At 71.0% G+C, this 23980-nt stretch carries 25 protein-coding genes and 5 tRNA genes; 19 read left to right on the forward strand and 11 right to left on the reverse strand.

What is annotated here, in order from left to right:
* The first annotated feature begins 133 nt into the window (after positions 1–133).
* The 11 genes from ABUW04_RS12410 to ABUW04_RS12460 all read left to right on the forward strand — a co-directional run bounded on the left by ABUW04_RS12410 (position 134) and on the right by ABUW04_RS12460 (position 4920).
* The gene (locus ABUW04_RS12410; protein ID WP_380564583.1) at positions 134–394 is read left to right on the forward strand and encodes a hypothetical protein; all 261 of its coding nucleotides are present in this window, start codon (positions 134–136) and stop codon (positions 392–394) included.
* Positions 366–893 carry a DUF6879 family protein gene (locus ABUW04_RS12415; RefSeq protein ID WP_380564584.1) on the forward strand — a complete coding sequence of 176 codons (528 nt, stop codon included), beginning with the start codon at positions 366–368 and terminating at the stop codon, positions 891–893. Before ABUW04_RS12410 ends, ABUW04_RS12415 begins: the two co-directional genes overlap by 29 nt.
* A gap of 6 nt (positions 894–899) precedes the next feature.
* Positions 900–1754 carry a helix-turn-helix domain-containing protein gene (locus ABUW04_RS12420; protein ID WP_380564585.1) on the forward strand — a complete coding sequence of 285 codons (855 nt, stop codon included), beginning with the start codon at positions 900–902 and terminating at the stop codon, positions 1752–1754.
* Between the two features lie 66 nt (positions 1755–1820).
* A complete protein-coding gene (locus tag ABUW04_RS12425; protein ID WP_380564586.1) occupies positions 1821–2075 on the forward strand; it encodes a hypothetical protein in 255 nt (84 codons plus the stop codon).
* Complete coding sequence (locus ABUW04_RS12430) at positions 2072–2314, forward strand: hypothetical protein (RefSeq protein WP_380564587.1); 243 nt, start codon at positions 2072–2074, stop codon at positions 2312–2314. The genes ABUW04_RS12425 and ABUW04_RS12430 overlap by 4 nt, the downstream gene beginning before the upstream one ends.
* The gene (locus ABUW04_RS12435) at positions 2311–2565 is read left to right on the forward strand and encodes a hypothetical protein (RefSeq protein ID WP_380564588.1); all 255 of its coding nucleotides are present in this window, start codon (positions 2311–2313) and stop codon (positions 2563–2565) included. The genes ABUW04_RS12430 and ABUW04_RS12435 overlap by 4 nt, the downstream gene beginning before the upstream one ends.
* A gap of 235 nt (positions 2566–2800) precedes the next feature.
* The gene (locus ABUW04_RS12440; RefSeq protein WP_380564589.1) at positions 2801–3094 is read left to right on the forward strand and encodes a DUF6907 domain-containing protein; all 294 of its coding nucleotides are present in this window, start codon (positions 2801–2803) and stop codon (positions 3092–3094) included.
* Between the two features lie 68 nt (positions 3095–3162).
* A complete protein-coding gene (locus ABUW04_RS12445) occupies positions 3163–3384 on the forward strand; it encodes a hypothetical protein (RefSeq protein ID WP_380564590.1) in 222 nt (73 codons plus the stop codon).
* A gap of 76 nt (positions 3385–3460) precedes the next feature.
* Entirely contained in the window at positions 3461–3850 is a 390-nt protein-coding gene (locus tag ABUW04_RS12450; RefSeq protein ID WP_380564591.1) for a hypothetical protein, read from the forward strand.
* Positions 3851–4206: 356 nt separating this feature from the next.
* Positions 4207–4452, forward strand: coding sequence for a hypothetical protein (locus tag ABUW04_RS12455; protein WP_380564592.1), 246 nt, complete (start codon positions 4207–4209; stop codon positions 4450–4452).
* 210 nt (positions 4453–4662) lie between these two features.
* Positions 4663–4920 carry a hypothetical protein gene (locus ABUW04_RS12460; RefSeq protein ID WP_380564593.1) on the forward strand — a complete coding sequence of 86 codons (258 nt, stop codon included), beginning with the start codon at positions 4663–4665 and terminating at the stop codon, positions 4918–4920.
* Between the two features lie 157 nt (positions 4921–5077).
* Here ABUW04_RS12460 and ABUW04_RS12465 read toward each other — a convergent pair.
* From ABUW04_RS12465 to ABUW04_RS12485, 5 genes are all read right to left on the reverse strand, one after another.
* Positions 5078–5150, reverse strand: a tRNA-Lys gene (locus tag ABUW04_RS12465).
* A 178-nt stretch (positions 5151–5328) separates the two neighbouring features.
* Positions 5329–7338 (reverse strand): hypothetical protein, encoded by a 2010-nt coding sequence (locus ABUW04_RS12470; RefSeq protein ID WP_380564594.1) that lies wholly within the window; start codon positions 7336–7338, stop codon positions 5329–5331.
* A gap of 331 nt (positions 7339–7669) precedes the next feature.
* Positions 7670–9994, reverse strand: coding sequence for a DEAD/DEAH box helicase (locus ABUW04_RS12475; RefSeq protein ID WP_380564595.1), 2325 nt, complete (start codon positions 9992–9994; stop codon positions 7670–7672).
* A gap of 282 nt (positions 9995–10276) precedes the next feature.
* Positions 10277–10798, reverse strand: coding sequence for a hypothetical protein (locus ABUW04_RS12480; protein WP_380564596.1), 522 nt, complete (start codon positions 10796–10798; stop codon positions 10277–10279).
* 200 nt (positions 10799–10998) lie between these two features.
* Complete coding sequence (locus ABUW04_RS12485) at positions 10999–11349, reverse strand: metallopeptidase family protein (RefSeq protein ID WP_030258119.1); 351 nt, start codon at positions 11347–11349, stop codon at positions 10999–11001.
* A 107-nt stretch (positions 11350–11456) separates the two neighbouring features.
* Here ABUW04_RS12485 and ABUW04_RS12490 point away from each other — a divergent pair.
* The 5 genes from ABUW04_RS12490 to glsA all read left to right on the forward strand — a co-directional run bounded on the left by ABUW04_RS12490 (position 11457) and on the right by glsA (position 14416).
* A tRNA-Glu gene (locus tag ABUW04_RS12490) sits at positions 11457–11529 on the forward strand.
* 33 nt (positions 11530–11562) lie between these two features.
* Positions 11563–11636: transfer RNA gene (locus ABUW04_RS12495), tRNA-Asp, on the forward strand.
* Between the two features lie 28 nt (positions 11637–11664).
* Positions 11665–11738 (forward strand) — tRNA-Phe (locus ABUW04_RS12500).
* Positions 11739–11912: 174 nt separating this feature from the next.
* The gene (locus ABUW04_RS12505; RefSeq protein WP_380564597.1) at positions 11913–13163 is read left to right on the forward strand and encodes a hypothetical protein; all 1251 of its coding nucleotides are present in this window, start codon (positions 11913–11915) and stop codon (positions 13161–13163) included.
* Positions 13160–14416, forward strand: a complete 1257-nt coding sequence (gene glsA, locus ABUW04_RS12510; RefSeq protein ID WP_380564598.1) for a glutaminase A — start codon at positions 13160–13162, stop codon at positions 14414–14416. Before ABUW04_RS12505 ends, glsA begins: the two co-directional genes overlap by 4 nt.
* A 168-nt stretch (positions 14417–14584) precedes the next feature.
* On the opposite strand, the gene ABUW04_RS12515 is transcribed toward glsA, so the two are convergent.
* The 4 genes from ABUW04_RS12515 to ABUW04_RS12530 all read right to left on the reverse strand — a co-directional run bounded on the left by ABUW04_RS12515 (position 14585) and on the right by ABUW04_RS12530 (position 19990).
* Entirely contained in the window at positions 14585–16249 is a 1665-nt protein-coding gene (locus tag ABUW04_RS12515) for an AbgT family transporter (RefSeq protein WP_030258111.1), read from the reverse strand.
* A gap of 112 nt (positions 16250–16361) precedes the next feature.
* Positions 16362–16985, reverse strand: a complete 624-nt coding sequence (locus tag ABUW04_RS12520; RefSeq protein WP_380564599.1) for a hypothetical protein — start codon at positions 16983–16985, stop codon at positions 16362–16364.
* A gap of 180 nt (positions 16986–17165) precedes the next feature.
* Positions 17166–18353, reverse strand: coding sequence for an IS701 family transposase (locus tag ABUW04_RS12525; protein ID WP_380564600.1), 1188 nt, complete (start codon positions 18351–18353; stop codon positions 17166–17168).
* A gap of 149 nt (positions 18354–18502) precedes the next feature.
* Positions 18503–19990, reverse strand: a complete 1488-nt coding sequence (locus ABUW04_RS12530) for a hypothetical protein (protein WP_380564601.1) — start codon at positions 19988–19990, stop codon at positions 18503–18505.
* A gap of 236 nt (positions 19991–20226) precedes the next feature.
* On the opposite strand from ABUW04_RS12530, the gene ABUW04_RS12535 reads away from it, so the two are divergent.
* The 3 genes from ABUW04_RS12535 (at position 20227) to ABUW04_RS12545 (ending at position 21870) form a co-directional block, all read left to right on the forward strand.
* Positions 20227–20946 (forward strand): glycerophosphodiester phosphodiesterase, encoded by a 720-nt coding sequence (locus ABUW04_RS12535; protein WP_380564602.1) that lies wholly within the window; start codon positions 20227–20229, stop codon positions 20944–20946.
* A 33-nt stretch (positions 20947–20979) separates the two neighbouring features.
* Positions 20980–21696: a VIT1/CCC1 transporter family protein gene (locus ABUW04_RS12540; RefSeq protein WP_380564603.1), complete on the forward strand. Its 717-nt coding sequence runs from the start codon at positions 20980–20982 to the stop codon at positions 21694–21696.
* A gap of 100 nt (positions 21697–21796) precedes the next feature.
* Positions 21797–21870, forward strand: a tRNA-Asp gene (locus tag ABUW04_RS12545).
* A 315-nt stretch (positions 21871–22185) separates the two neighbouring features.
* Here the strand turns inward: ABUW04_RS12545 and bldC are convergent.
* Positions 22186–22392: a developmental transcriptional regulator BldC gene (gene bldC, locus ABUW04_RS12550; protein ID WP_003949541.1), complete on the reverse strand. Its 207-nt coding sequence runs from the start codon at positions 22390–22392 to the stop codon at positions 22186–22188.
* A 591-nt stretch (positions 22393–22983) separates the two neighbouring features.
* Positions 22984–23946, reverse strand: coding sequence for a hypothetical protein (locus ABUW04_RS12555; protein WP_380564604.1), 963 nt, complete (start codon positions 23944–23946; stop codon positions 22984–22986).
* Positions 23947–23980 lie beyond the last annotated feature (34 nt).

Consider the following 23980-nt stretch of genomic DNA (forward strand, 5'->3'; position numbering starts at 1 on the left):
GGTGACGCGGCGTTCGAAACGGTGCTCCTACTGATCCACGCGCCAGGATGGCCGGTAACCGTCTCTTGACGGTCCGTCACCCCCACGGGAGTCTGCGTGCAACAGCCTGCACGCGCTACCGAGGATGGCGATCATGGCACTAATCTTCATCGACGTGGACCCGGAGACCGGCAACGACCACAGCCCCACCGTATGGGTCGACCCCGACACCGCGGACATCGTCATCCAGGGCTGGGAGGCCGACGCCGCCCTGCTCGCCGACGTCGCCCAGTCGCCGGCACCGCACCACTCCCCGGGAGTCCCGGCCGGGGAAGCCGTCGTCAGGATCCCGGCCCGCATGGTGCCGGCACTCAGGAGAGCGTGCGATGCCGCAGAAGATCCCGCCGTTCGCTGAACTACTCGCCGCCACCACCTCCACCGCCCTGCACCTGGAGATGCGCGACCACTACCAGGTCGACGAGGAAGCCGACGACTTCGCCCGCTGGCGCCAGACCGGCCAGCGGGACGCCGACCCGGCCTCCCCGTACTGGGCGTCCTGGGTAGCGAAGGTCCGCGACGCCACCGCGCGCGGTGTCGCGGTACGGCGCGCCCGCATCATCTCCATCCCGGCCAGCGCCTATATCCGGTACGAGCACGCGGCCACCGACGTGAACACCCTCGCGGGCGAGCAGGTCCGCTGGCTCCTGCGGACCGAGGCGTCGGATCTGTGCCTGCCAGGGAATGACTTCTGGGTCTTCGACGACCGCGCGGTGCGCTTCCACTACTTCGCCGGCGATGGCACGTGGACCTACGACGAATTGCGCGAGGAGACCGAGGTGGTCAAGATGTGCCGGGCGTCCTTCGAGGCCGTGTGGGAGCGTGCGACCCCGCACGAGGACTTCCAGATCAGCTAGCTCACCGTGCCCCGCTCCGCCTCCTCCGCCGCGCAGGCCGCCCGGGAACGCCTGGGCGCACGCCTGCGGGACCTGCGCCTGGACGCTGCCCTGGACGTGCGCGGGCACGCGGCGCGCTGCGGCTGGTCGCCGTCCAAGACCTCGCGCATCGAGACCGGCCGCACGGCCCCGTCCGACACCGACATCCGTACCTGGTGCATGGCTTGCGACAGCGGCGACCTGCTGGCGGATCTGCTCGCCGACAACCGGCAGGCGGACCAGCTGTACACCGAGTGGCGCCGGCATCTGCGCGGCGGCTACCGGCGTCTTCAGGATGACCTGCTCCCGCTGCATGACCGCACCCGGCTCCAGCGCGTGTACACCTCCAGCCAGATGCCCGGCTTCCTGCAGACGGCGGGTTACGCCCGCACCCTGTTGACGTCCATCGCGACGTTCCGCGACGTGCCGACCATCGACATCGAAGAGGCCGTGGCGTCCCGGCTCCGGCGCCGACAGGCACTGTCGACGGCCGGTCACCGGTTCGTAGTCCTGATGGAGGAGTCCGTCCTGCACAATCGCATCGGGAACCGTGCGGTAATGCAGGAGCAGCTGGCCTACCTGGTCGAGGCGATGCGGCTGCCCTCGCTGGCCCTGGGCGTCATCCCGTTCGCCTCGGAGCGCTCAGCCATGTGGCAGCTGGAGACGTTCTACATGTTCGACCTGGACCGGGTCATCGTGGAGAACCTCAGCGCCGAGATCAATGTGACCACCCCGAGCGAGATCGCCTTGTACGAGCGGGCGTTCCTCGCGCTCGGTGGCTTGGCGGTCTACGGCGGTGCGGCGCGCGCTCTGATCGACAAGGCCCTGATCGGCCTCTCGTGATCGCCTGTCACATCTGAGTGCAACAGACTGCAACAAGATGGAGATCCGGCCAGTACTCACGGCACCGTGGACATCACGCAACGTGAAGGGGCCGTGATGGACCTCGACCAGCTGAGCCCGGTCATTGCCTTACCGGTCGACGATGTGACGTTCGGGAGGTTGCACGCCTTGGCGTGCTTCTTCTGCGGCACCACCACCGGCCCGCTGGTCCCGGCCGGCCACGTCTACACCGGCGACGGGGACGGCGGGCGCTACGGCTGGCCCGTCGTCGCCTGCCCCCGACATGTCGCCGACGATCCGCTGCGGGCGGACCGGCCGTGACCGCCCCGTCGGAACCCGTTGCCCCGGACGCGGTCACGGTCCGGGTGCTGCCGCATCCGTGGGACCTGCACGTCGACCAGTGCCGCGGCCTGCGCTGCGTCTGGTGCAAGACGAGCCTCCGCGGGGACAGGGTCGCGGTCGGCACGACCGAGAGTGTGCACCAGCACGGCAGCTACCAGCGCGTGGTGACGTTCCGTCTCTTCTCCTGCCCGGACTGCCCCGAGGAGCCCAAGCCGTGACCGACCACGATCCGCACCCCGACGACTCGGCGTTCCTCAACACCATCGCGTTCACCTCGACGTACCTGCGCCGGAACTGCGACCGGTGCAAGAAGGAGCGCCACACCGTGATCGTCGGCGGCATCGAGGCTGGCACCGGGCCCGGCTGGGACATCCGGTTCTGCCGCCCCTGCCTAGCGGTGGTCCTCGCCGACGCCCGCAGGCTGGCCGGCAACGGCGACCACGTGCCGGCGCTGCCGTCATACTTCTGATCTCCAGCCCGGCTGGCCCCTGCGCTGGTGCCGCAGCCGGGCGAGGCCCGACGGCCGTCCTGCTCCCAGGCAGTCCGGACGGTCACCAGTTCCTCGCCCCGTCCGTGTTGCTGGGGAGGCCGCGGACGGCGGGGACGGTGCCGGGACCACTGTGGTTGGCCCCAGCAGGTACCGGCACCATGGCCCCGGCGGTACGCGTATCGCGCCGGGGCCGACATCCTCTCCAGGAGTAGACGTGCAAGACCGCGCCCCCGACATGCCCAACGAGTTCCTGACCGAGTGCCCACCGTGGTGCGGCGGTGTGCACAATCCGCGCCAGGGCTGGGGAGAGTCGCAGTTCCGCGCCACCCAGCCGGTGTGCCTGGACGTCGAGCTACAAGGGCGCGCCTACGAGATCGGGTCGGTCGACATCACCCAGTACCCGAACGCCACCGACCCGTTCAAGCGCGAGGCGTACATCTCGCTGCAGCTGGCGGACCCCACCGGGCGGACGACCGGGCGGCCAAGGCCTGGCGGACGTAGTCGCTGATCGCTGGCTGAGGTGGTGTGCGGCCTGTCGGGCGGGGTTCAGGGCGGCGATGCGTGAAGATGCCGGGCATGAGCACCCAAGATCGGTCTCCCGCCACGCTGACATTGGAGCAGGCCTACCGCGCGGCCTTCTACATGGTGGATCAGTACATTGCGCTGGAGGAGCGGCCCGATGAAGGGCTGGTACTGCTCTGGCAGTACATGCAGTCCGACCCGGCGCGGTGGACAGACTGGCTGGCCTCAGTCCAACGGGGGCTCGATGACGTGAACAGCATCGAGCCGCACGAGTAGTGCAACGTCGGCACAGGAGGGCTTCTCCGCCCGGCCCGAGCAGGCTAAGGACCTCGCCGCCCGGTCCTCTGGCAGCATGGCTGCCGTGACCCCAATCGATGACCCCGCCCTGCCGCTGCAGATGCTCGTCGGTAGGGAGATCAGCGCCGTGTGCTTCGTGCGCGACTACGTCGAGATGCACTTCGACGGTCCGGTCCTTCGTGCTCTCGCCGACCCGTTCGGCATGTTCGGCTGCCAGGGCTGGCGCTTCCCAGAGGGGAGCTCCCCGACGATCATGCGCCGGTACATCGGCCTCACCGTCGACGAGTGCCTCCTCGTCCCCGACCGGCTGCTGACCGTCGACTCCGGCGAGCACCGCTTCGCGATCCCCCTGGATGAGGCGTCCCGCCCAGGGCCTGAGGCAGCTCACCTCATCGGTGTTGACGCGAACGGCGATGCCGACCCTCGGATGATCTGGATCTGGTAGCAGAGACACCCGGATTGTGGGTACCTCTGTGACCGACCCCGCAGTGTGAGGGTCAGTGGCTGCCACCGTCGTCATGACCGTGGTCGAGTCCCTCGCCGTGACGGGTGGCCGCTCCGGATCAGCGCTGTCTCCCTCAATCGCGTCGGTGAGCGTCAAGTCTTCATGGTTGAGGAGACGACTCGACGCAATGCTCGGCTATCGAGTCCCGGAGCAGGTCGGCCGGCGAAACGGCGGACGCGACGTGTGGGCACAGCCGCCCCGACGGGGTTCCTCAGGACTGGGTCAAGTCCATTGCCGCAGGTCAGTACCTATGCCACGCTGAGCCCGCCAGACGCACCATGAACCCGGGGGACCCCATGAGCGTGTTCGACATCCTGATCGCCGTCGTCGTCGTGATCGCGTTCGCGGTCCTTGTGATCCGCTTGGTCACAGATGGCGTGGACGACCGCCGGCGGTCGAGCGACCCCGATGCCCAGGGCGCATGGACCGGGGCGGACTCCTCCGACGACGCTCACCACTCCAGCGGCGGCCACCACGCCCACCACGACCCCGGTATCCACCACGGCGGCGGGGACTTCGGGGGCGGAGGCCACCACGGGTGACCCTGCTACTGCCGGTGCAGAGCGGATTGATCAAGGAGCCTGCGACGGTAGCCCGGGGCCGGGCAGCTGTTGCACCGCCCGGCCGGGGCGGACTACTGCTGCTGGCCGAACTCCCCAGCGGGACCGCCTATTTGAGCTGACCAAGGTGGCTGGCCACCACTGTGCGCAGAGGGATGGACCGGTGGCAATCCACCGTGCGAAGATCTGTCCATGCCTTCAGTCCACAAGAATCCGGCCAGGACCTTCCGGCCCGAGCCCGAGCTGTACGAGCGGGCCAAGACCGCTGCCGCCGAGGTCGGATCCGACATGAACGGGCACCTGGTCGCATTCCTGCGCTGGCTCACCCATGAGACGAACGAGCTCCCGGAGCGGCCATCGCCTGGGCGGCGGCTCAGCCCTGCACCTGGGGCCACCAAGCGGATTGACGCCAAGGCCACCGCGAGCAAGACCCGCACTCAGGTCGAGTAGCCGACCGGAACGCGCCGCCCCGGAAAACGTAGATCATCTAGCGTTCGAGCGAGCAGCGGGCGAGCAGCGGGCGAGCAGGGCCTCCATGTGATCTCCCGCCGGATACGAAAAAGCCCCCACCGCAGGCGAGTTGCCTGGTGGGGGCTTGATCACAGGGTGGGCCGCGTGGGGCTCGAACCCACAACCTACGGATTAAAAGTCCGCAGCTCTGCCAATTGAGCTAGCGGCCCAGGCTGCGGTGCCGCTGCCCCCGGAAGGGACAGGGCGAGCTGCCGAGTGAAGCCTACCTGGATCTACGGCTGGTTCCGCCACCGGATTGCCGTGCCGATCGGCAGGGCCCGGGGCGAGTGGCTGCCGGGCTGCCCCGGCCCGCCGGGTGGCGGGGCGGGGCAGCCGGTGGCAGGGGTGTCAGCTGGTGCTGAAGTAGCCGGCCAGGTCGGCGATGACGTTGACGGTGCCGAAGCCGTTGAAGAAGTCGACCTTGCCGTCGGTCATCGGGGTGATCGACAGGTTGGCGACGGTCTGCCCCGGGGTGAAGTTCAGCGTGGAGGTCGTCGGCTTCCCCTGCCCGTCCGGGCAGACCGCCAGCCAGCCGCCGAGCGTCGCCCCGGTGACGGTCACGTTCATCACAACGGCCGACACTCCCGTCGCGGGCACCGGGGGCTGGCCGGCCACCGGGAGCGCGATGCCCGCAGTTGCGCTCACCGGCTTGTGGAAGCCGCCCGTTCCATTACGGGTGTCCAGCAGCCGGGTCGGAACGGTGGGGTAGAAGTACGCCCCGGTGTCGTCGCCGGTGAAGTAGCCGGTGATGTCAGCGACGACGTCGACCGAGCCGAAGCCGTTGTAGAAGTCGATCTTCCCGTCCACCACCGGCACGATCGCGAGGTTCGGTGTGGTCTGCTTCGCGGCGAAGTTCACCGTCGAAGTGGTGGGCCGGGCCTGGCCGTCCGGGTAGGCGGTGACGTAGCCGCCCTGGGTCGACCCGGTCGCGGTGACGTTCATGGCCACCGCCGTCACCTTCTCGGGAGCCCCGTTCACCCCGGCGATCTGCAGCGGGATCGCCTTCCCCGCGGCCAGCTGCTGCTTGGGGGTTCCGGTTCCGGTCCGGGTGTCCAGCACCCGGGTCGGCCCTGAGCTCACGAAGGTCGAGCCGGTCGCCGCCGTCGTGTAGTAGCCGACCAGGTCGGCTACGGCGTTGACCGAGCCGTAGGCGTTGTAGAGGTCCACCTGCCCGTCCACCACCGGCACCGTCACCAGGTTGGCCACCGTCCGCCCCTTGCCGAAGTTCAGGTTGGACACGGTCGGCCGGGGCTGTCCGTCCGGGTAGACCGACATCCAGCTGCTGAGGGTCGCCCCGGTCGCCGTCACATTCAGCACGACGGCTCCGACGCCGCTCGACGGCACCCCGGCGCGTCCGGCCACCGGCAGGGCCAGCGATCCGCCGGCGCCCAGCGGCCTGTTGAAGCCGCCCGTACCGCTCCGGGTGTCGAGCACCCGGGTCGGCGCCACCGGCACATAGGTGGTGCAGGCAGGTGGCGGCGTCGAGGCCGGCGCCGGAGGCAGGGTCTGCGACGAGACGTAGAAGGTGTACTGGACCGTGCCGCCGCGCAAACCCGCCTTGTCGATCGGGGTCACGAAGAGGGTGTGGGTGCCCCAGCCGAAGGAGAGGCCCAGCGAGGCGTTGCCGCAGTCGTCCGGGGTCAGCTGCGGGGAACCTGATCCCGGCTGGCTGTCCACCGAGTAGAGGTAGTAGGCGAGGCCGCTCGCCTTGCAGTCGGGCGCAGACGCCGAGGTGCACCCGGACGGAAGCGGGTCCTTCGAACCGCTGATGTCGAAGGTGCCCAGCTGGTTGGCGCTCTTGACCGGCGCGACACCCGCGAGGGACGGAAAGTCGGTGCTCGAGACCAGCGGGGTGGACGGCCAGCCTGCGTCCACCGTGAAGTAGCAGCTGACCGACTCGGGCGAAGACGCGGTCGCGTTGGCTATCTGGGCGTACCAGCCGTACGTGTGACCGTCGACGAGCGGCAGGTTGAGGTACATGTAGGCCGTCTCGCCGCCGGCCAGGTCCGAGTCCGAGACGTCGACGGCTGACGAGCCGTCGGTGTCCCAGACATGCGCTGTGGTGGACCAGAGCCCGTTCACCGCCGGCAGTGCCGGAAGCGACACCTTGAGCCTCACCTGGGTGGCGCCGCTGTACGCCAGCCAGGACGAGCCGCCCGCTCCGCAGCTGGTGCCACCGGTGGTGCCGGGGTCCGTCCCCATCTCCGCCGCCGTCGGCGTCGGAATGGTCGGATCGATCGTCTGGGACCCCGCACGGGGCGCCTTCGCCGCCGCCTCGGCACCGGTCACGGGCAGCAGCAGTGCGGACAGCACCGCCAGCAGCAGTACCAGCAGGCCGAACGGGCCTCCGGCCGACACGCGGCCTCCCCGGCCGCCCAGGCTTCCCCGGCCGCCCCGGCCTCTCTCGTTGCGACGGCGGCCGGTCGGCCGCGTCGTCGTTCCCCTGGACATGGGTGTCCCCCCTCGCGCTCGCGTGGATGCGACGGCGCCGTGTGTGGGTCCGTTCAGAAGGCCCACAGTCCCCTCAAGCCCCGCGCACAAGATCAGGCGGAGCGTAGCAATGCGCCCCCGGCGGTTTGTCCTCTAAGTCAGTACAAGAACCGCTCCCACCCTTGGTAAAGCTTCAGTCAAAACACCGCTGCCCCACCGGAGTTCCGGTGGGGCAGCGGTGTTTCAGGTGCTGGGTGCGTCAGTTCTTCCAGCGCGGCTTGTTGCGGTCGCCGCCACCGAAGGACGGACGGTCGTCACGGCGCTGGAAGCCACCGGGGCGGCTGTCGCGGTCACCGAAGGAGCGGCCGCCGCCGGAGGCCGGACGGTGGTCGTCACGGCGGCCGAAGGCCGGACGGCTGCTGCCGCCACCGCTGCGGTCGTCACGGCTCTTGTAGGGGCTGGACGGACGGCCGCTGCGCTCGCCGTAGGACGGACGGTCGTCACGGCGCTGGAAGCCGCCGCGCTCGCCGCCGCGGTCCGAACCGCGGTTGTCACGGTCACCGTAGGAGGAACGGCCGCCACCGTAGGACGGACGGTCGTCACGACGCTGGAAACCACCGCCGGAGGCGCCACCGGAACGGTTGTCGCGGTCGCCGTAGGAGCGGCCGCCCGAGGTGGACGGACGGTCGTCACGGCGCTGGAAGCCACCGCCGGAACCGCCGCGGTCGTCACGACGCTGGAAGCCGCCGCGCTCGCCGCCACGGTCCGAACCGCGGTTGTCACGGTCACCGTAGGAGGAACGGCCGCCACCGTAGGACGGACGGTCGTCACGACGCTGGAAACCACCGCGGTCACCGCCACGCTCGCCGCCGCGGTCGTCACGGCGCTCGAAGCCCCGGCTGTCACGACCCTCACGGCTGTCGCGGCCGCGCTCGTCGCGCACCGATGTGGTGCGCGCCGGACGGCTGTCCTCGACGTCCACGGCCGCGCTCTGCGCCGGGACGGTCGCCTCGGCGACGGTCTCCGCCGCGGCGTCGGCCACCGGCTCGTCCTCGATGCCCAGTTCGGCCCGCTCACGTGCGGCCCGGGCGGCCAGACGCTCGGCGTCGGCCCGCAGGTCGGCGGCGTGCTTGGTGGCACGCTCCAGCTCGCGGGTCAGCTCCTGGACGTCCTTCTCGGCCTGCTTGGCCTGGGTCGCGACCGACTCGGCCTGCACCTCGCTCAGCGAGCGGGCACCGGTGATCTTGATCAGGTCGGCGTCGAAGGCGCCGCCGACGATGTGCCGGGTGGCGTCGACTCCGGCGTCCTCCAGCAGGCGGAACGCGCTCCGGCGCTGGTGCGGGAGGATCAGCGTGACGACGGTGCCGGAACGGCCGGCCCGCGCGGTGCGGCCGGAGCGGTGCAGGTAGTCCTTGTGGTCACCGGCCGGGTCCACGTTCAGCACCAGGTCGACGTCGTCGACGTGGATGCCGCGGGCCGCGACGTCGGTGGCGACCAGGACGTTGACGTAGCCGTCCTTGAAGTCGCCCAGGGTCGCGGTGCGCGCGCCCTGGGTCATGCCGCCGTGCAGGGCGTCGGCGAGGACGCCGGCGTCGCGCAGCTGCTCGGCGACCCGGTCGCAGCCCATCTGGGTGCGGACGAAGATGATCGTCCGGCCCTTGCGGGCGGCGATGGCGTTGGTGACCGGGGCCTTGTCCTTGGGCTTCACGACCAGGACGTGGTGGCTCATGGTGGTGACGGCGCCGGCCGACGGGTCGACCTCGTGCGTCACCGGGTTCTTGAGGTAGCGCTTGACCAGGGTGTCGATCTCGTTCTCCAGCGTGGCGGAGAACAGCATCCGCTGGCCGCCGGCCGGGACCTGGTCCAGGATCTCGGTGACCTCGGGCATGAAGCCCATGTCGGCCATCTGGTCGGCCTCGTCCAGGACGATGACCTCGGTCTCGTCCAGGGTGCAGGCGCCGCGGTTCAGCAGGTCGCGCAGTCGGCCGGGGGTGGCGACGAGGATGTCGACGCCGCGCTCCAGCGCGTAGATCTGGTTGGACATCGAGGTGCCGCCGCAGACCACCTTGAGGCGCAGGTTGAGCACCGAGCCGTACGGCTCCAGGGCGTCGGCGACCTGCATGGCCAGCTCGCGGGTCGGGACCAGGATCAGGCCGCGCGGGCGCTTGGCCTGGCTGCGGTTGCCGCCGAGGCGGGTCAGCAGCGGCAGGCCGAAGCTCAGGGTCTTGCCGGAGCCGGTACGGCCACGGCCGAGGACGTCCTTGCCGGCCAGCGCGTCCGGGATGGTCGCGGCCTGGATCGGGAAGGGCTCGGTGACCCCGCGCTTGGCGAGGGTGCGGACGATGTCCTGGTGCAGGCCCAGGTCGCCGAAGGTGACCTTCGGCTCGGCGGGCTCGGCGGATTCCGCCGAGGCGGGGGCGGCGTCGGTGTCGACGTCAGCGGTGTCGGTCGCGGTGGTGTCGATGGAGTCGGTGCCGTCCGCAGAGTCGGTCGACTCAGCGGTGACATCCGTGGTGACGGTGGCGGCGGGGGCCTCGGTGCCGTTTTCGGGCATGGCGAAGCGGTCGTCGTCAACGAGAGACATGAAGAACCTTCCGGAATATGGCACGCGCCAATTCCGCGGGGTTCACCTACAACCGCCTCAATGCGGTCAGCCACGGAGTGCACGGTACGCGCCAGGGCGCCTGATGGGAGTAGCAGCAGCGCCGGGCAAATGAAACAAACAACGATCTACCAAGATAGCCTAGGCCCGACCCCCCACGCAAACAGCTCGATCTTGGCCGGGAGTGCGAAGGGCGACCTGAGGCCCATCCGTACGCTGCCTCACGAGGTGGTCAGCGAACCGGGCCCTGATTCTATTCCCGCCTCACTGGGTCGAGTTGGAGGGGGCCGGCTGGGACGGGGCGCTGGAGGCCGGGTCCGACGTGGGCGTCACCGGCTGGGTGGCCGGAGCGGTCGAGGGGACCGCGGACGGGGTGGGCGCACCGGTCATGCCCCCGCCCGAGCCCCCAGCAGTGGTGCCTGCACCGCCGGCGCCGCCGGCACCGCCACCGCCGGAGGTGCCGGCCGCGACGCCCTGCGCGGGGGAGCCGCCGGCGACCGGGGTCTGCTCCGCGACGGCCGCACCGGGAGCGCCCGGAGCGGTGGCCTGCGCGGCTCCTGACGCTGCGTTGCCGGTACCGCTGGGCGCGGCGCCGGCGGACTGGCCGGCCCCTGGCTGGTGCTGGGCCCCGGTCCTGGTCCGGCCGCCGATGCCGTCCTGCGAGTGGCCCGGGGCGGAGGCCCCCTCGGAGACCGGCCCTCCCGTCACCGAGGGGCTGCCGGCGCCGTCCACCTCGGTGCACCCGGTCAGCGCCACCGCCGCCAGCGCGCCGACCGCGGCCCCCACCGCGACGGTCCGAAGCCTCCGCCGCAGTCCGGCCCCACCACCATCAATCCTGCTGCCCACCGTGCGCGGCCCCGCTTCCCGTTCGGTACGGCGACCGCCACCGACGGCCCTCCTCAGTCCAACGGGAGGGCGCGGCGAAAGGACACGGCCGTTCGGCCCGGCACACCGGGATCCGGCCACAGCCCCGATCCCGACCCTTCTCAGCCGTACCCGAGTGCGTGCAGCCGCTCGTCGTCGATGCCGAAGTGGTGACCGATCTCATGCACCACGGTCACCCCCACCTCCGCGACCGCCTGCTCCTCCGTCGCACAGATCCGCAGGATGGGGTTGCGGTAGACGGTGATCCGGTCCGGCAGCACCCCGGCGTACCAGTCGCCGCGTTCGGTCAGCGGCGTCCCCTCGTACAGTCCGAGCAGTTCCGGCATACCGGGCTCGGGCTCGTCCTCCACGAAGATCACCACGTTGTCCATCAGCCGGGCCAGCTCGGGCGGTATCCGGTCGAGCGCCTCACCCACCAGCTCCTCGAACCGCTCTCGGGACATCTCCAGCACGGTGCTCCTCGGGACGGGGCGGAACGAAACCATTTTGGCGTTACCCGTCCCCATCCCATATGCTTCTGAACGTCCCCGACGGCCGCAAGGAAGCCGGGAGGGCCAGCGCCCTCATCGTCTAGTGGCCCAGGACGCCGCCCTTTCAAGGCGGTAGCACGGGTTCGAATCCCGTTGGGGGTACGCATTACACCGCGCGCAGGTTCGCCTGTGCGAGGCCTCGTGGAGCAGTTGGTTAGCTCGCCACCCTGTCAAGGTGGAGGTCGCGGGTTCAAGTCCCGTCGAGGTCGCAGTGTTCCTCCTTTCGAGGGGGACCACGGCCAGGTAGCTCAGTTGGTACGAGCGACCGCCTGAAAAGCGGTAGGTCGGCGGTTCGACCCCGCCCCTGGCCACAGCGGTACTGCGTGAAGCAGTGGAGAAGCCCCCGGTGAGATCACTCACCGGGGGCTTCTCGTCGTCGCGGGCGCCGCCCCGGAGCGGACGCATGCTTTCCTCTTACGTCCGCCCCGTAGCCTGTGCGCGCCCTGTCGGGCGTATGTGCGGTCGCGCGGGGCGGGGAGGACCAGGTGGGCAGCCGAGTCGAGGGAGCAGCCGCCGGCGGCGACTACGGCAGGCGGACCGGGCGGATCGGCTTCCTCCCGCTGCGCCGCCACAACGCCCTGCTCGGGCTGTGGACCGTGGTCTGGTTCCTGCTGGTGGCCCGGAGCGGCGGGGTGTCCTGGCACTACCTGCGGCAGGGCGAGCAACTGCTCTTCGGCGACGCCCCGGGAGGCGGCCTCTCCCTCTACGCCCGGCATCCGGAGCTGCAGATCGGGCCGGTGAGCCTGCTCGCCGCCCGGCTGTTCGCGCCCTTCCCGCCGCAGACCGGACAGCTGCTGGCCGAGGCGGTCATGTCGGCGCTGGGCCTGCTGATGCTGATCCTGGTGGGCCGCACCGCGGCCCAGCACTACCTGGGCACCGGGACCAACCACCGGCGCCTGCAGCAGCGGATACTCATCGCCGGGCTGGCCTTCATACCGATGTGGGTGGAGGTGTCGGTACGGTTCGCGCACCTGGACGACGCGCTGGCGCTGTTCTTCACCACGCTGGCGGTGTACTCGCTGAGCCGGGGCCGGAGCACCGCCGTCGGGGTCTGGCTGGCGCTGGCCGCCGACTCCAAGCCCTGGGCGCTCTCCTTCGCCGCGCTGCTGCTGGTGCTGCCGCAGGGACGGCGGCTGCGGGTGTCGGCGCTGTTCTGCGCCCTGGTCGCGGTCGCCTGGCTGCCCTTCTACCTGGGCAACCTGGACTCGGTGGCCGCCGCCAGGTTCGTCATCCCCAACCAGCCCGCCTCCTCGCTGCGCTGGCTGGGGGTCAGCGCGCCGTCCACCCCGCCCTGGGACCGCCCGGCGCAGCTCTCGCTGGGACTGGTGCTGGGGGCGCTCGCGGTGCTGCGCGGGCGCTGGCCGGCCGTGGTGCTGCTGGGCGCCGACGCCCGGATCCTGCTGGACCCCAGCGTCTACACCTACTACACCGCCTCGGTGCTGCTGGGCACGCTGATCTGGGACGCGGTGGGCCAGCGGCGGCTGGTGCCGTGGTGGAGCTGGATCGCGCTGCTGTCGCTGTACGGGGGGACGCTGCTGATCCCCTCGGACCCGGCGCGCGGGCTGGTCCGGCTCGGCTTCGTGGTGCTCTCCACCGCTTATGTGCTGCTCTGGCCCACCTCGCGGAAACGCACCCGGCAACGCACCCGGACCCGCGCCCGCACGCGCGCGGCGGAGCCGGTGGACCCGCCGTCCGAGTGGCCGGCCCCGCTCCCGTCCAGCACGATCGGAGCATGACGCCGCCTCAGCGACCTGCCGGTATCGATGTCGTCAGCGAGGCCCTGGCCGACCTGTACCGGCGCTGCCGGGACCTGGACCAGGGCGAGGTGGCCGACTACATCCCGCAGCTGGCCCTGGCCGACCCGGACTGCTTCGGCCTGGCCCTGGTGAGCATGGACGGGCACCGCTACCAGGCCGGCGACTCCAGGACCGGCTTCACCCTGCAGTCGGTGACCAAGCCCTTCGTCCTCGCCCTTGCCCTGGCCGAGCTCGGCACGGACCCGGTGGGCCGGCGGGTCGGCTGCGAGCCCAGCGGCGAGGCGTTCAACGCGATCAGCCTGGACCCGGTGACCGGGCGCCCGGCGAACCCGATGATCAACGCGGGCGCCATCGCGGTCACCGCGCTGGTCCCGGCGGCGGACCCCGGGGAGCGCTTCGCGCGGATCCTGGACTGCCTGGGCCGCTTCGCCGGGCGTCGGCTGGAGGTCGACGAGGCGGTGTACCGCTCGGAGGCGGAGACCGGGGACCGCAACCGGGCGCTGGCCTATCTGATGCGCGGGACCGGTGCACTGGCCGGCGACCCGGCGGAGGCGGTGGACACCTACTTCCGCCAGTGCTCGGTGCGCGCCACCGTCGAGGACCTGGCGGTGATGGCCGCGACGCTGGGGAACGGCGGGGTCAACCCGGTTACCGGCGAGGCCGTCGTCCCGGAGCCGGTCGCCGTGCAGGTGCTGGCGGTCATGGCCACCTGCGGGATGTACGACGCGGCGGGCGAGTGGATGCTGCGGGTGGGGCTGCCGGCCAAGAGCGGGGTGTCGGGCGGCCTGGTCGCGGTCGCCCCGGCCCGCTTCGGCGTGGCGGTGCACAGCCCCCGGCTGGACCGGGTGGGGAATCCGGTGCGGGGGGTGGCGGTGCTGCGCGAGCTGTCGGAGCGGTTCGGTCTGCACCTGATGCACAACCCCGCGCCGGGAGCGGCGACGGTTCTCCCGGACGGCGCCGAGGCGGTGGCCGGCGGCGGGGCCCTGCTGGCGGCACAGGGGGCGCTGGACTTCACGGCGGCGGAACGGCTGCTGTTCGCCCTGGCCGATCGCGTGCCGGCGGCCCCGGGACGGCTGGTCCTGGACCTCGACCGGGTGACGGCCGTGGACGCGACGGCGCGGGCGATGCTGACCAGGGCGCTGAACCTGCTCTCCGAGCGGGGCCACCGGGTGGTCCTGGTCGGAGACGTACTGGGGAGCGGGCCGTGGGAGCGGGTGGGTCCTGGCACCTGAGGGATTCTTTGCTGCGGACCGTAGGGGGCTTGTCGCGCAGTTCCCCGCGCCCCTGAGGGGGCTGCAACTGACCGCTGTGGGTGAGTTGCAGCCCCCTGGGGGCGCGGGGAACTGCGCGACAAGCCAGGCAGACGCCGCGGACGGGCTCCGGCGGAAGTCCAGCTCGCCCTAGAGGTGCACGGGTGCACCCGGCCCCAGCGGGATGCCGATCAGGTACCAGGCGATGAAGAAGATCAGCCAGGTGACGGCGACCACCAGGGTGTAGGGCAGCATCATCGACACCACCGTGCCCACGCCGGCTTCCTTCTTGTACTTCTGGGTGAGCAGCACGATGAAGGGGATGTAGACCATCAGCGGGGTCACGATGTTCATCGGGCCGTCGCCGACCCGGTAGGCGGCCAGGATGGTCTGCGGGGCCACGCCGAGGCGGATGAACAGCGGGATGAAGATCGGCGCGAAGATCGCCCACTTGGGGATGACGCCGGGGATGATGATGTCCAGGACCAGGGTCACCAGGATGAACCCGATCAGCAGCCAGACCGCCCCGATGTTGGCCCGCTCCAGCGCGTCGGCCAGCTTCACCGCGATCACCGTGGCCATGTTGGAGTAGTTGAAGTAGGCAATGAACTGGGCGATGATCAGCAGCAGGAAGATCAGCCCGCCCAGGCCGGCGAAGGTCTTGGTGATGGCCGCCATCGCGGCAGCGCTGCCCTTGAGGGTCCCGGCCCCGGCGCCGTAGCAGAGCCCCGCCACCAGGAAGAGCAGCATGATGATGAAGATCAGGCTGTCCATGAAGGGCGAGTTGTCGAAGACGCTGCCGGTCTCCGGGTTCCGCAGCGGAGCGCTCGGGAACGCGGTGAGCAGCACCAGCACCACCACGACGGCCAGCAGCCCGTAGAGGGCGAACTTCAGGCCGCGCGCCTCCCGCTCGGGGGCGAGCGTCCCTTCCGCCTCCTCCTCCGCGACGGCCTGCGCCGGCGGCTGGTACGGGCCCAGGCTCGGTTCGACGAACTTCTCGGTGAGCACGGTGATGACGATCGCCAGGAAGAACGTCGAGGCGATGCCGAAGTAGAGGTTGGAGGTCAGGTCGATGCTGCGGTTGGGGTCGACCAGGTGGATCGCCTCGTTGGTGACCTCGGTGACGATGCCGTCGACCGGGGTGATCAGGACGTTCACCCCGAAGGTGGCGCCGACCGCGGCGAAGGCCGCGGCCAGCCCGGCCAGCGGATGGCGTCCGACGCTCTTGAAGGCGACCGCGCCCAGCGGGATCAGCACCAGGTAGCCGGCGTCCGAGGCGATGCTGGACAGGACGCCCAGCAGCACGATGATGAAGGTCAGCGTCGCCGGCGGGGAGACCGCGACGAGTTTTCGGATCAGCGCCCCGATCAGGCCCGCCTCCTCGGCGAGCCCCACCCCGACCATGGCCACCAGGATCACCCCGACCACACCGAAGTCGGTGAAGTTGTCCACCGCCGAGGTGAAGATGAAGCGGATGCCGTCGGCCGTCAGCAGGCTCTTGACGTGCGTGGTCTCGGTGGTGACGTGCACGTCGGGGTGGAGCGCCGCACCCGGCGGGTAGCTCACCGTGGGCTCGCTCGTGCCCTGCGGATAGGTGACCGAGCCGGCGACCGGTGCCGGCGAGGCGGTCTCGTAGGTCGCGTGGACGCCGAACGCCGACAGGATCGCCGACAGCACGACCACCAGGACGATCAGCAGCAGGAAGATCACGGCCGGATGCGGGACCTTGTTGCCCGCCTTCTCGATGCCGTCCAGCATGCGCTGGGTGAAGGACCGCTTACCCGAATCGTCGGGAGCGGCGGCGGCAGTACTCATGGGAGGGGCTCCTCGCGCTGGGCGGTGCCCCATCTGTCCCATATGTATATCTGATCCATACGTGGGCACGCCGCCGTGCCCGGAAGAAATACCCTCTCGGCCGAACCCGTGCTCAGTAGTGCTGGGCCTTGGCGACCCTGGGGACCAGGTTGAGCTCGGACGGCTTGGTGCTGAAGGCCACCGGCTGGGCCTTCTGACCGGCCGCCAGATCGGCGGCGCCGACCACGTCGCTGTCGACCACCTTGCCCGAACCGTCCACGAAGTCGACCTGCACCGCGAAGTTCGCGGTCGAGCCGGTCCGGTTGGTGATGTTGACGATGGCCGCGTAGAGGCCGCCGGTCCGGTCGCGGTTGAGGCCGGTCAGCCCGACGTCGGCCATGGCGTTGCCGCTGCCCTCCACCTTCGCCAGCGCCGCCGTCGCGGCGGCCTTGATCGCGGCGGTGCCCGCCGCCGCGGAGGAGGCGAAGGCCGTGGCGGCCGCGGCCGAGGAGGCGGCCGCCGACTCGGCCGCCGCCACCGCGGAGGCCGCCTTGGAGGCCAGCGACGAGGGGCCCTCCCCCGAGAACGACGCGGTGGCGGCCGCGGTGGCGGACATCGAGGCGGCCGCCGACGAGGCGGAACTGCCCGCGTTGCTTGAGGAGCTGCTGCACGCCGCCAGCCCGACGACCGCGGCCGTCCCCCCGGCGAGAAGCGCACCGGCCAGCGTCAGCCGCCCCGCACGCGTGCCTGTACCCACGTGAAAAACGCCCACCGTCGCACCCATCGTCCGGGGCCGGGCTCCTGATCCCGCACCTGGCCCCATCGTGGGCGCCGAACCGGACGCACCGCGACCGCGCAGACCCGTCCGGGGTACACGCAGGTTTGCCGAGCAGTGTCCTATTGCCTCAGGCCCGCCGCCTCGGGACCTGACGGGATCTCAGCCGAGCCGCTGCTCGACGGTGAAGGCGTGGGCGGCGGTGCTCAGCGTGACGTGGTGGTGCCAGCCCGGCCAGGACCGGCCCTCGTAGTGCCCGAACCCCAGCCTGTCCCGCATCACCGCACGGTCCTCGGCGACCCTGCCCCGGCTCCCCGCCAGCCGCACCAGCTCGGGCAGCGGAGTCCGCTCGGGCAGATCGGTCAGCCAGAAGCCGGAGGGCGCGGGTGCCGCGTCGGGCCACTCGGCGAGCAGCCCGGCGACCGGCAGCACCCCGTCCCAGCGGCCCTCGCGGGCCACCGCCGCATCCCGCACCAGCCGGCGGGTCCGGGCCCCGGCCGGGCGCACCCGCAGGGCCAGGAAGCGGGTCGCCGGACCGGCCCCGTCGACCCTGGCGTAGGCCTCCCGTCCGGCGCTCTGGGCCATCGCCCGGACCGACCACGGTGCCTCCCGGTAGCGCGGCAGCCCGCGCGCGCCGCGACCCGCGCCGGTGCTCCCGGCGGGCCGCAGCGACTCCGGATGCACCGTCAGCTCGCCGTGCACACCGACCAGATGGGGCACCCCGCGAGCGGCCAGGCCGGCCCGGAACGCGGTGCCGGTGCCGTAGGCCGAGTCGGCGACCAGCACCGGTGGCACCATCCCCCACCCGGCCAGCTGGTCCAGGGCGTCCAGGGCCAGCCGCCACTTCTCCCGGTGCCCGATCCCGACGGGCACCCGCGCCTGCTGCCGCCGCTCCGCGTCGTCGGCCCACTCCTGGTTCAGGAACAGCCGCCACTGCAGCGGGCAGGACGCCTCCGGGACCACGGCGTGCACGCCCACCGCCACCTGGCAGCGGGCCCTGCGGCCCAGGCCGGCGCTGAACTGCCGGGCCACGCCGACCGACAGCCGCCCCCGTTTGGGGAAGGAGACGTCCTCGACCACCCAGGCCTGCGGTCCGAGCACCGGCAGCACCCGTTCGGCGATCCGCCGCAGCACCGGCGCGGGATCCCAGGGCGAGCGGTTGACGAAGTACCGCAGGTTCCGCGGCACGCCGCCGCCGGCTCCCCCGTCCAGCACCGCCCGCTCCAGCCAGCCCACCGCCCTGGCCCGCTGGTCCCGCCGCCGCACCGACCCCAGCACGTCCGCCGCGTACGCGGCCAGCGCATCCGCTCCCGACGCCGCCACGGCACCCCCACCCCGAGCTGTGTCCATCCGACCACGGTGCGCCACCGCGGGGCATTGCGGAAGACGGCGGGACGCGGACGCGCCGCAGGGCAGCTGCGCTGAGAGGCAGCTGCCCTGCGGCAACGAGCCGGTGGGACGGCACTGCTGATCAGTGGTTCAGGATCAGCGGTTCACGATCAGTAGTTCAGGTAGTACCCGAACAGGTCCACCACCAGGTGGTTGGGCGTGGCGGAGACGTTCCAGAAGTCGATGGCTCCGGTCGTCGCGCCCGGGGTGGCCTGGACCAGGTTCGGCACCGTCTGGTTCTTCACGAAGTTCAGCGTGGAGACGCTGGGGAGCGAGGTCGGCGCCGTCGTGGGCTCGGGCGTCACTGCGAGGTAGCCGGGGCCGGTGGCCACCGGAACCGTCGCGTTGTACACCAGGGCCGTCGGCAGCGCCTCCGTCCCGTTCTTCTCGAGCTGCAACCCGATGCCGCCGTAGGCGGCCATCGGCTGCTTGTCGGTCCGGCTGTCCTCCACCCGGGTGGGGTCGGTCGGCAGGAAGGCGCTGGTGCTGCCCGCGCTGTAGTAGCCCGCGACGTCCACGACGGCGTCGACGCCCAGCCCCGGGCCGTTGGCGATGCGGATCTTGCCGTCCGCGCCCACCGGCACGACCACCGCGTTGGCGACGGTCTCGTTGGCGGAGAAGTTCACGTTGGACGCCGTCGGCGGGGTGCTGCCGTCCGGGTACGTGGTGAGGTATCCGCCCGACTTGTCGTTGGTCGCGGTGACGTTCAGCGCCACTGCGGTGACCCCGCTGGGCACGCCGGCCTTGCCCGCGATCTGGACCGCGATGGAACCCTTCGCGGGGATCTGCGCCTTGGTCGCGCCGGTGCCCTTGCGGGTGTCGACCAGCCGGGTCGGCCCGACCGGGGTGTAGCCGCTGGCCGCGGTCTGGCTGAAGTAGCCGTCGATGTCGGCGATCACGTCGACGGTGCCCTTGCTGCCGTTGTAGAGGTCCACGTAGCCCCCGCTGCCCACGGGGACGAAGGACAGGTTGGCCACGGTCTGCTTGGCCGCGAAGTTCACGTTGGAGCTCGGCGGGCGGCCGGAGCCGTCGGGGTAGGCCGTGATGTAGCCGCCGCCGGTGGCATTGGTGACGGTCAGGTTGAGTATCGCCGCGATGGCGTCGGCGGAGATGCCGCCGTTGCCACCGACCTTCACCTTGACCGTGGTGTTCGGCTTGAGCGTGGTCTTGCTGACGCGGGTGTCCAGCAGCCGGGTCGGACCGTAGGCGGTGTAGTCCGAACCGTCGGGGTACACGGGCGTGCCGTTGGTGAAGGTTCCGGTCTGATCGGTCACGCTGACGCTGAGGGTGTGTTCGCCCACCGTGGTGAACGTGTGCCCGATCGCCACAGCACCGTCGCCGGACGCCGTGATCGGGGTGGCCTTGACACCGTCCCAACTGGCCGTCAGGGTCACCGCACCGGTGCTGCCGGTGACGTCGATGCTGTACTCGACGTCATAGGCGCCCTTGCCCGGGGTGCGGGTGGGGGTGAACGACAGGGTGGAGGCGGCGGCCTTGACGCCGGCCGCGCGCGAGGAGAAGACCGGGTGGGAGAAGCCGCTGAGGCCCTCCACCGAGGTGGTCGTCAGCGGAACCTTCTGGACGACCAGCTTGGACACGGCGGGGGCGGTGGTCGAACCCGCGGCGAGGGCCGTGCCGGGAACTGCGATGACAGCGGCTGCGCCAGTGGCAGCCAGGACTATGAGTCGGCGACGAGACACCGTGCTCCCAAGATTCTTGAGTGATGGTTCGGTGTGGAGCGGGCTCACAGTACACACACGCACCGACAGGCCGTCGGGCAATACCCCCACCGTCCGTTCGCCCGCGCCCGGTTCGGGAGGGCAGACTCCCTTTTATGACACTTCTGGTGGCGCACCGCGGCGATCCGCTGCTGCTGCGGGAGAACACCCTGCCCTCCGTGGAGTCGGCGATCGGGCTCGGCGCCGACTGGGTGGAGATCGACGTGCGGCTCACCCGGGACGGGGTCCCGGTGCTGCTGCACGACGAGACGCTGAACCGGCTGTGGGGCCACGACCTGCGGGTGGACGCGCTCACCCACGCCGAGCTGGACGGGCTCGCGCACGAGGGCGACTGGCGGATCCCGACGCTGCGTCAGGCGCTGGAGCTCGCCGCCGACAGCGGCGTCCCGCTGATGGTGGACGTCCCGGCACCGTCCGAGGCAAGGGTGTCGGTGGAGCTGGTGCGGTCGATGGGCCTGCTCGACGGCAGCGTCTTCACCGGGGTACCGGCCGCGCTGGTGGACGTGCGGGCGGCGGCGCCGGAGGCGGCCATCGCCATGAGCTGGGAGTCCGTGCTGCCGCCGCGCGCCGGGCTGATGCGCCGGGTGCGCCCGCAGTTCTTCAATCCGCACCACCGGCTGCTCACCCGGGGCAGGGTGGCCCGGATCCAGCGCCGGGGCCTGAAGGTGAGCACCTGGACGGTGGACGACCCGCTGCGGATGGCGGCGCTGGCCTCGGCCGGGGTGGACGCGATCATCTCGAACGACATCCGCGCCCTGCTGGCGGCCTGCACCCGTGCGGGCGCCGGAACCCGCGACACGCCCCGCGGCGAGTAGCCGCTCCGCCGTCCTGCGGGCAGACTCCCCGGAGTGACCACCGACAGCGGCGCCGCTCCGCACGAACCGCACCAGGACGGCCTGGCCACCCGGCTGAACTGGCTGCGCGCCGCCGTCCTCGGCGCCAACGACGGCATCGTGTCCACCGCCGGCCTGGTGGTCGGCGTCGCCGGGGCGACCGGCTCCGCGCAGACGCTGCTGACCGCCGGTCTCGCCGGCCTGCTCGCCGGATCGCTGTCGATGGCGGCCGGGGAGTACGTCTCGGTCAGCACCCAGCGCGACTCCGAGCAGGCCGCGCTGGACCTGGAACGGCTGGAACTGGACCGCACCCCGGAGGCGGAACTCGCCGAGCTGGCCGGCCTGTACCAGCAGAAGGGGCTCACCCCGGACCTCGCCGCCGAGGTGGCCCGGCAGCTGACCGCCCACGACGCCCTGGGCGCCCACGCCGAGACCGAGCTGGGCATCGACCCGGACGAGCTCACCAACCCGTGGCACGCGGCCGGGGCGAGCTTCCTGGCCTTCACCGCGGGCGCCCTGCTGCCGCTGCTGGCCATGGTGCTGCCGCCGGCGTCGGTCCGGCTGTACGTCACGGTGGTGTCGGTCCTGGCGGCCCTGGCGCTCTGCGGTTGGGGGAGCGCGCGGCTGGGTCGCGCTCCGGTCCGTGCCTCGGTGCTGCGCAACGTCGCGGGCGGCGCGCTCGCCATGGGCGTCACCTACCTCGCCGGAACGCTGCTGGGGGCGGCCGACTGATGCCCGGGGCGATCCCCGGCGGCGCCCACCTGCGTCCCACCTGCGTTTGGACCTCACCCCCCGGAATGGAGTATGGTCTGGGAGTCGAACAGCACAGCCTGGCCTCGTGGAGCAGTTGGTTAGCTCGCCACCCTGTCAAGGTGGAGGTCGCGGGTTCAAGTCCCGTCGAGGTCGCAGTGATCAGCCCGAATCCCACCGGATTCGGGCTGATGTGCGTTCCGGTGTGTTCCGGTGTGCATCCGCTGTCACATCCGTGACACCTGTGACACAGGTCACTTAAATTTTCTTGAGATGCTCTCACATCGACACCCCGACGAGGGCATCAATTTTATATGTACAATTGCACTGGCAGATAAGGCCACCCTGACCAGCAAAAAGAAGTCGCACCGAACCCGGCGGAGTTCGGTGCGACTTCTCTGTGTTTCAGGTGCACTGCAAGATCTCGAATTACTGCGTGCCGACGCAGAAAACGAGGTGTTACTACGAGCCTCAGGCCTCGCTGCGCTGCTGCGGAATGCCCGCCAGCAGAGCGCGGACCTCCGCCTCACGGTAGCGGCGGTGCCCACCGAGCGTACGGATCGACGTGAGCTTGCCGGCCTTGGCCCAGCGAGTGACCGTCTTGGGGTCAACGCGGAACATGGTGGCAACCTCAGCCGGCGTCAGCAGCGGTTCGGCGTCAGGGGTACGAGCGGTCATGAGCGGCCTCCTCGGGAGAACCGAACCAACGCGGTTCTTTCCTTCAAATTCTGCACCTTGGTCTGCGATGCCCGAAATGGCATGCGCCGACCGAGTCGGTAATAGGACGAACGGCTTGTCCTCGGCACTACAACTACACCATCCGTCCAGCACCGACGGCCAAACCATCGGAATTGACCCTCGCGGGTTCAAGCTCGACGGATGGCCATGGACCATGCCATAGCGGACAGTCACCCCTTAGTGACGATCAGTCATGACATGCCCAGACCCCCCGCGTCCCCCGCGAAGTCTCTCGATCCTCCGCAGATCTCCACAGGTTGTGGACACATTGATCTGCGGTGAGGCTGGTTGTCCTATTTTGACACCCTGAGAGTACTTCGCGTCAACGGTGAGTCACGTCACGTTCGTGGGGTATTGACCCGTTCCAGGACGTTGGTCCCATGTGGGCGGGAGATAAGCCCCCGTGTGACGTATGAGGGAAGGATGCCATGCGTCCCCAGAGGTGGTCTGGTCCAGCCGTGGCGTGAACTGTCGTGGCGGAACTCCGCCAGAGCCGTTCCCTGGCACCCGCCGGGACGATCCGACCCACCGTCAGTTCGCGTACTGGAGCTCCTGCACCCGCCGCCAGCGCTCGGTCAGCGCCCGGTAGGAGCGGCCCGCCCCGGCGCCGTCCCCCTCGCGCAGAGCCGCTATTCCCTCGGCTACCTCCTCGACCGAGCGGTCCGCCGCCAGGCCCTCCTCGGGGATGACGTCCACCAGGCCGCCGTAGTCCAGCTCCACCAGCGAACGGGGGTGGAACTCCTCCAGCCAGCGGCCGACCTCCTCCACCCCGGCGACCATCGGCCCCTCGTCCAGGGTGTCCCGGAGCACCCGGAAACCGCGGGCGACCCGCCTGCGCGCCTGGGCCATGGGTGTCCGGTAGCGCATCACCGGCGCGGTCCGCCGCTTCACGCCCCCCGCAGGCTCGTCCGCGCCCTCCGCAGTGTCCGAGGTGTCCGCGCCATCGCCGCCGTCCGCGTCGGCGCCGTCCGTCCAGCGGCCCGGCTCGAACTCCCGGTCCTCCGGGCCGAAGAGCAGGAACCAGCGCACCGGCACGTTCCAGGTCTCGGTGAGGATCCACGGCCGCCCGTCCGGGTTCTGCGCCCTCCAGCGGTCCCAGTCGGCCTCCGCGGCCGCCCGTACGCCCGCCGGTACCGCCGCGTCCAGTAGCGGCGCCGGGAGCAGCTCCTGGAGCTCCTCCAGGGCCATCCAGCTCCGCAGCCGGGTGCGCCACGGGCAGAGGTAGACCACGCCGTCCGCCTCGTGCACGAAGGCCTCCCGGCTCTCCTGCTCGGGCACGGCCACCGGCGGCACCGCGATCAGGTCGGCCAGCCGCCGCCGCGCCTCCTCCAGCGCGGTCGCCCCGGCCACCGCCGCCGGGCCGCGCCGGGCCGCGGCGTAGCCCTGCCAGTAGGACCGCTCCGGCTCCCGGAAGGCAGCCAGCGGCTCGTACACGCGCAAGTAGGCGGCGTAGGGAGGTCGTACCGAGGTCCGCAAGGTAGCCACGTCCCGCATCGTCGCACGGCGAGCCACGCCGGTCCTACGCTTC

This window comes from Streptacidiphilus jeojiensis, from assembly GCF_042510965.1.
Classification (GTDB): domain Bacteria; phylum Actinomycetota; class Actinomycetes; order Streptomycetales; family Streptomycetaceae; genus Streptacidiphilus; species Streptacidiphilus jeojiensis.

Coding starts and splice junctions, on each gene's coding strand:
- ABUW04_RS12410 (WP_380564583.1), top strand. CDS start 134: ATGGCACTAATCTTCATCGACGTGGACCCGGAGACCGGCAACGACCAC.
- ABUW04_RS12415 (WP_380564584.1), top strand. CDS start 366: ATGCCGCAGAAGATCCCGCCGTTCGCTGAACTACTCGCCGCCACCACC.
- ABUW04_RS12445 (WP_380564590.1), top strand. CDS start 3,163: ATGAGCACCCAAGATCGGTCTCCCGCCACGCTGACATTGGAGCAGGCC.
- ABUW04_RS12450 (WP_380564591.1), top strand. CDS start 3,461: ATGGCTGCCGTGACCCCAATCGATGACCCCGCCCTGCCGCTGCAGATG.
- ABUW04_RS12455 (WP_380564592.1), top strand. CDS start 4,207: ATGAGCGTGTTCGACATCCTGATCGCCGTCGTCGTCGTGATCGCGTTC.
- ABUW04_RS12460 (WP_380564593.1), top strand. CDS start 4,663: ATGCCTTCAGTCCACAAGAATCCGGCCAGGACCTTCCGGCCCGAGCCC.
- ABUW04_RS12475 (WP_380564595.1), bottom strand. CDS start 9,994: ATGTCTCTCGTTGACGACGACCGCTTCGCCATGCCCGAAAACGGCACC.
- glsA (WP_380564598.1), top strand. CDS start 13,160: ATGACGCCGCCTCAGCGACCTGCCGGTATCGATGTCGTCAGCGAGGCC.
- ABUW04_RS12515 (WP_030258111.1), bottom strand. CDS start 16,249: ATGAGTACTGCCGCCGCCGCTCCCGACGATTCGGGTAAGCGGTCCTTC.
- ABUW04_RS12525 (WP_380564600.1), bottom strand. CDS start 18,353: ATGGACACAGCTCGGGGTGGGGGTGCCGTGGCGGCGTCGGGAGCGGAT.
- ABUW04_RS12535 (WP_380564602.1), top strand. CDS start 20,227: ATGACACTTCTGGTGGCGCACCGCGGCGATCCGCTGCTGCTGCGGGAG.
- bldC (WP_003949541.1), bottom strand. CDS start 22,392: ATGACCGCTCGTACCCCTGACGCCGAACCGCTGCTGACGCCGGCTGAG.
- ABUW04_RS12555 (WP_380564604.1), bottom strand. CDS start 23,946: ATGCGGGACGTGGCTACCTTGCGGACCTCGGTACGACCTCCCTACGCC.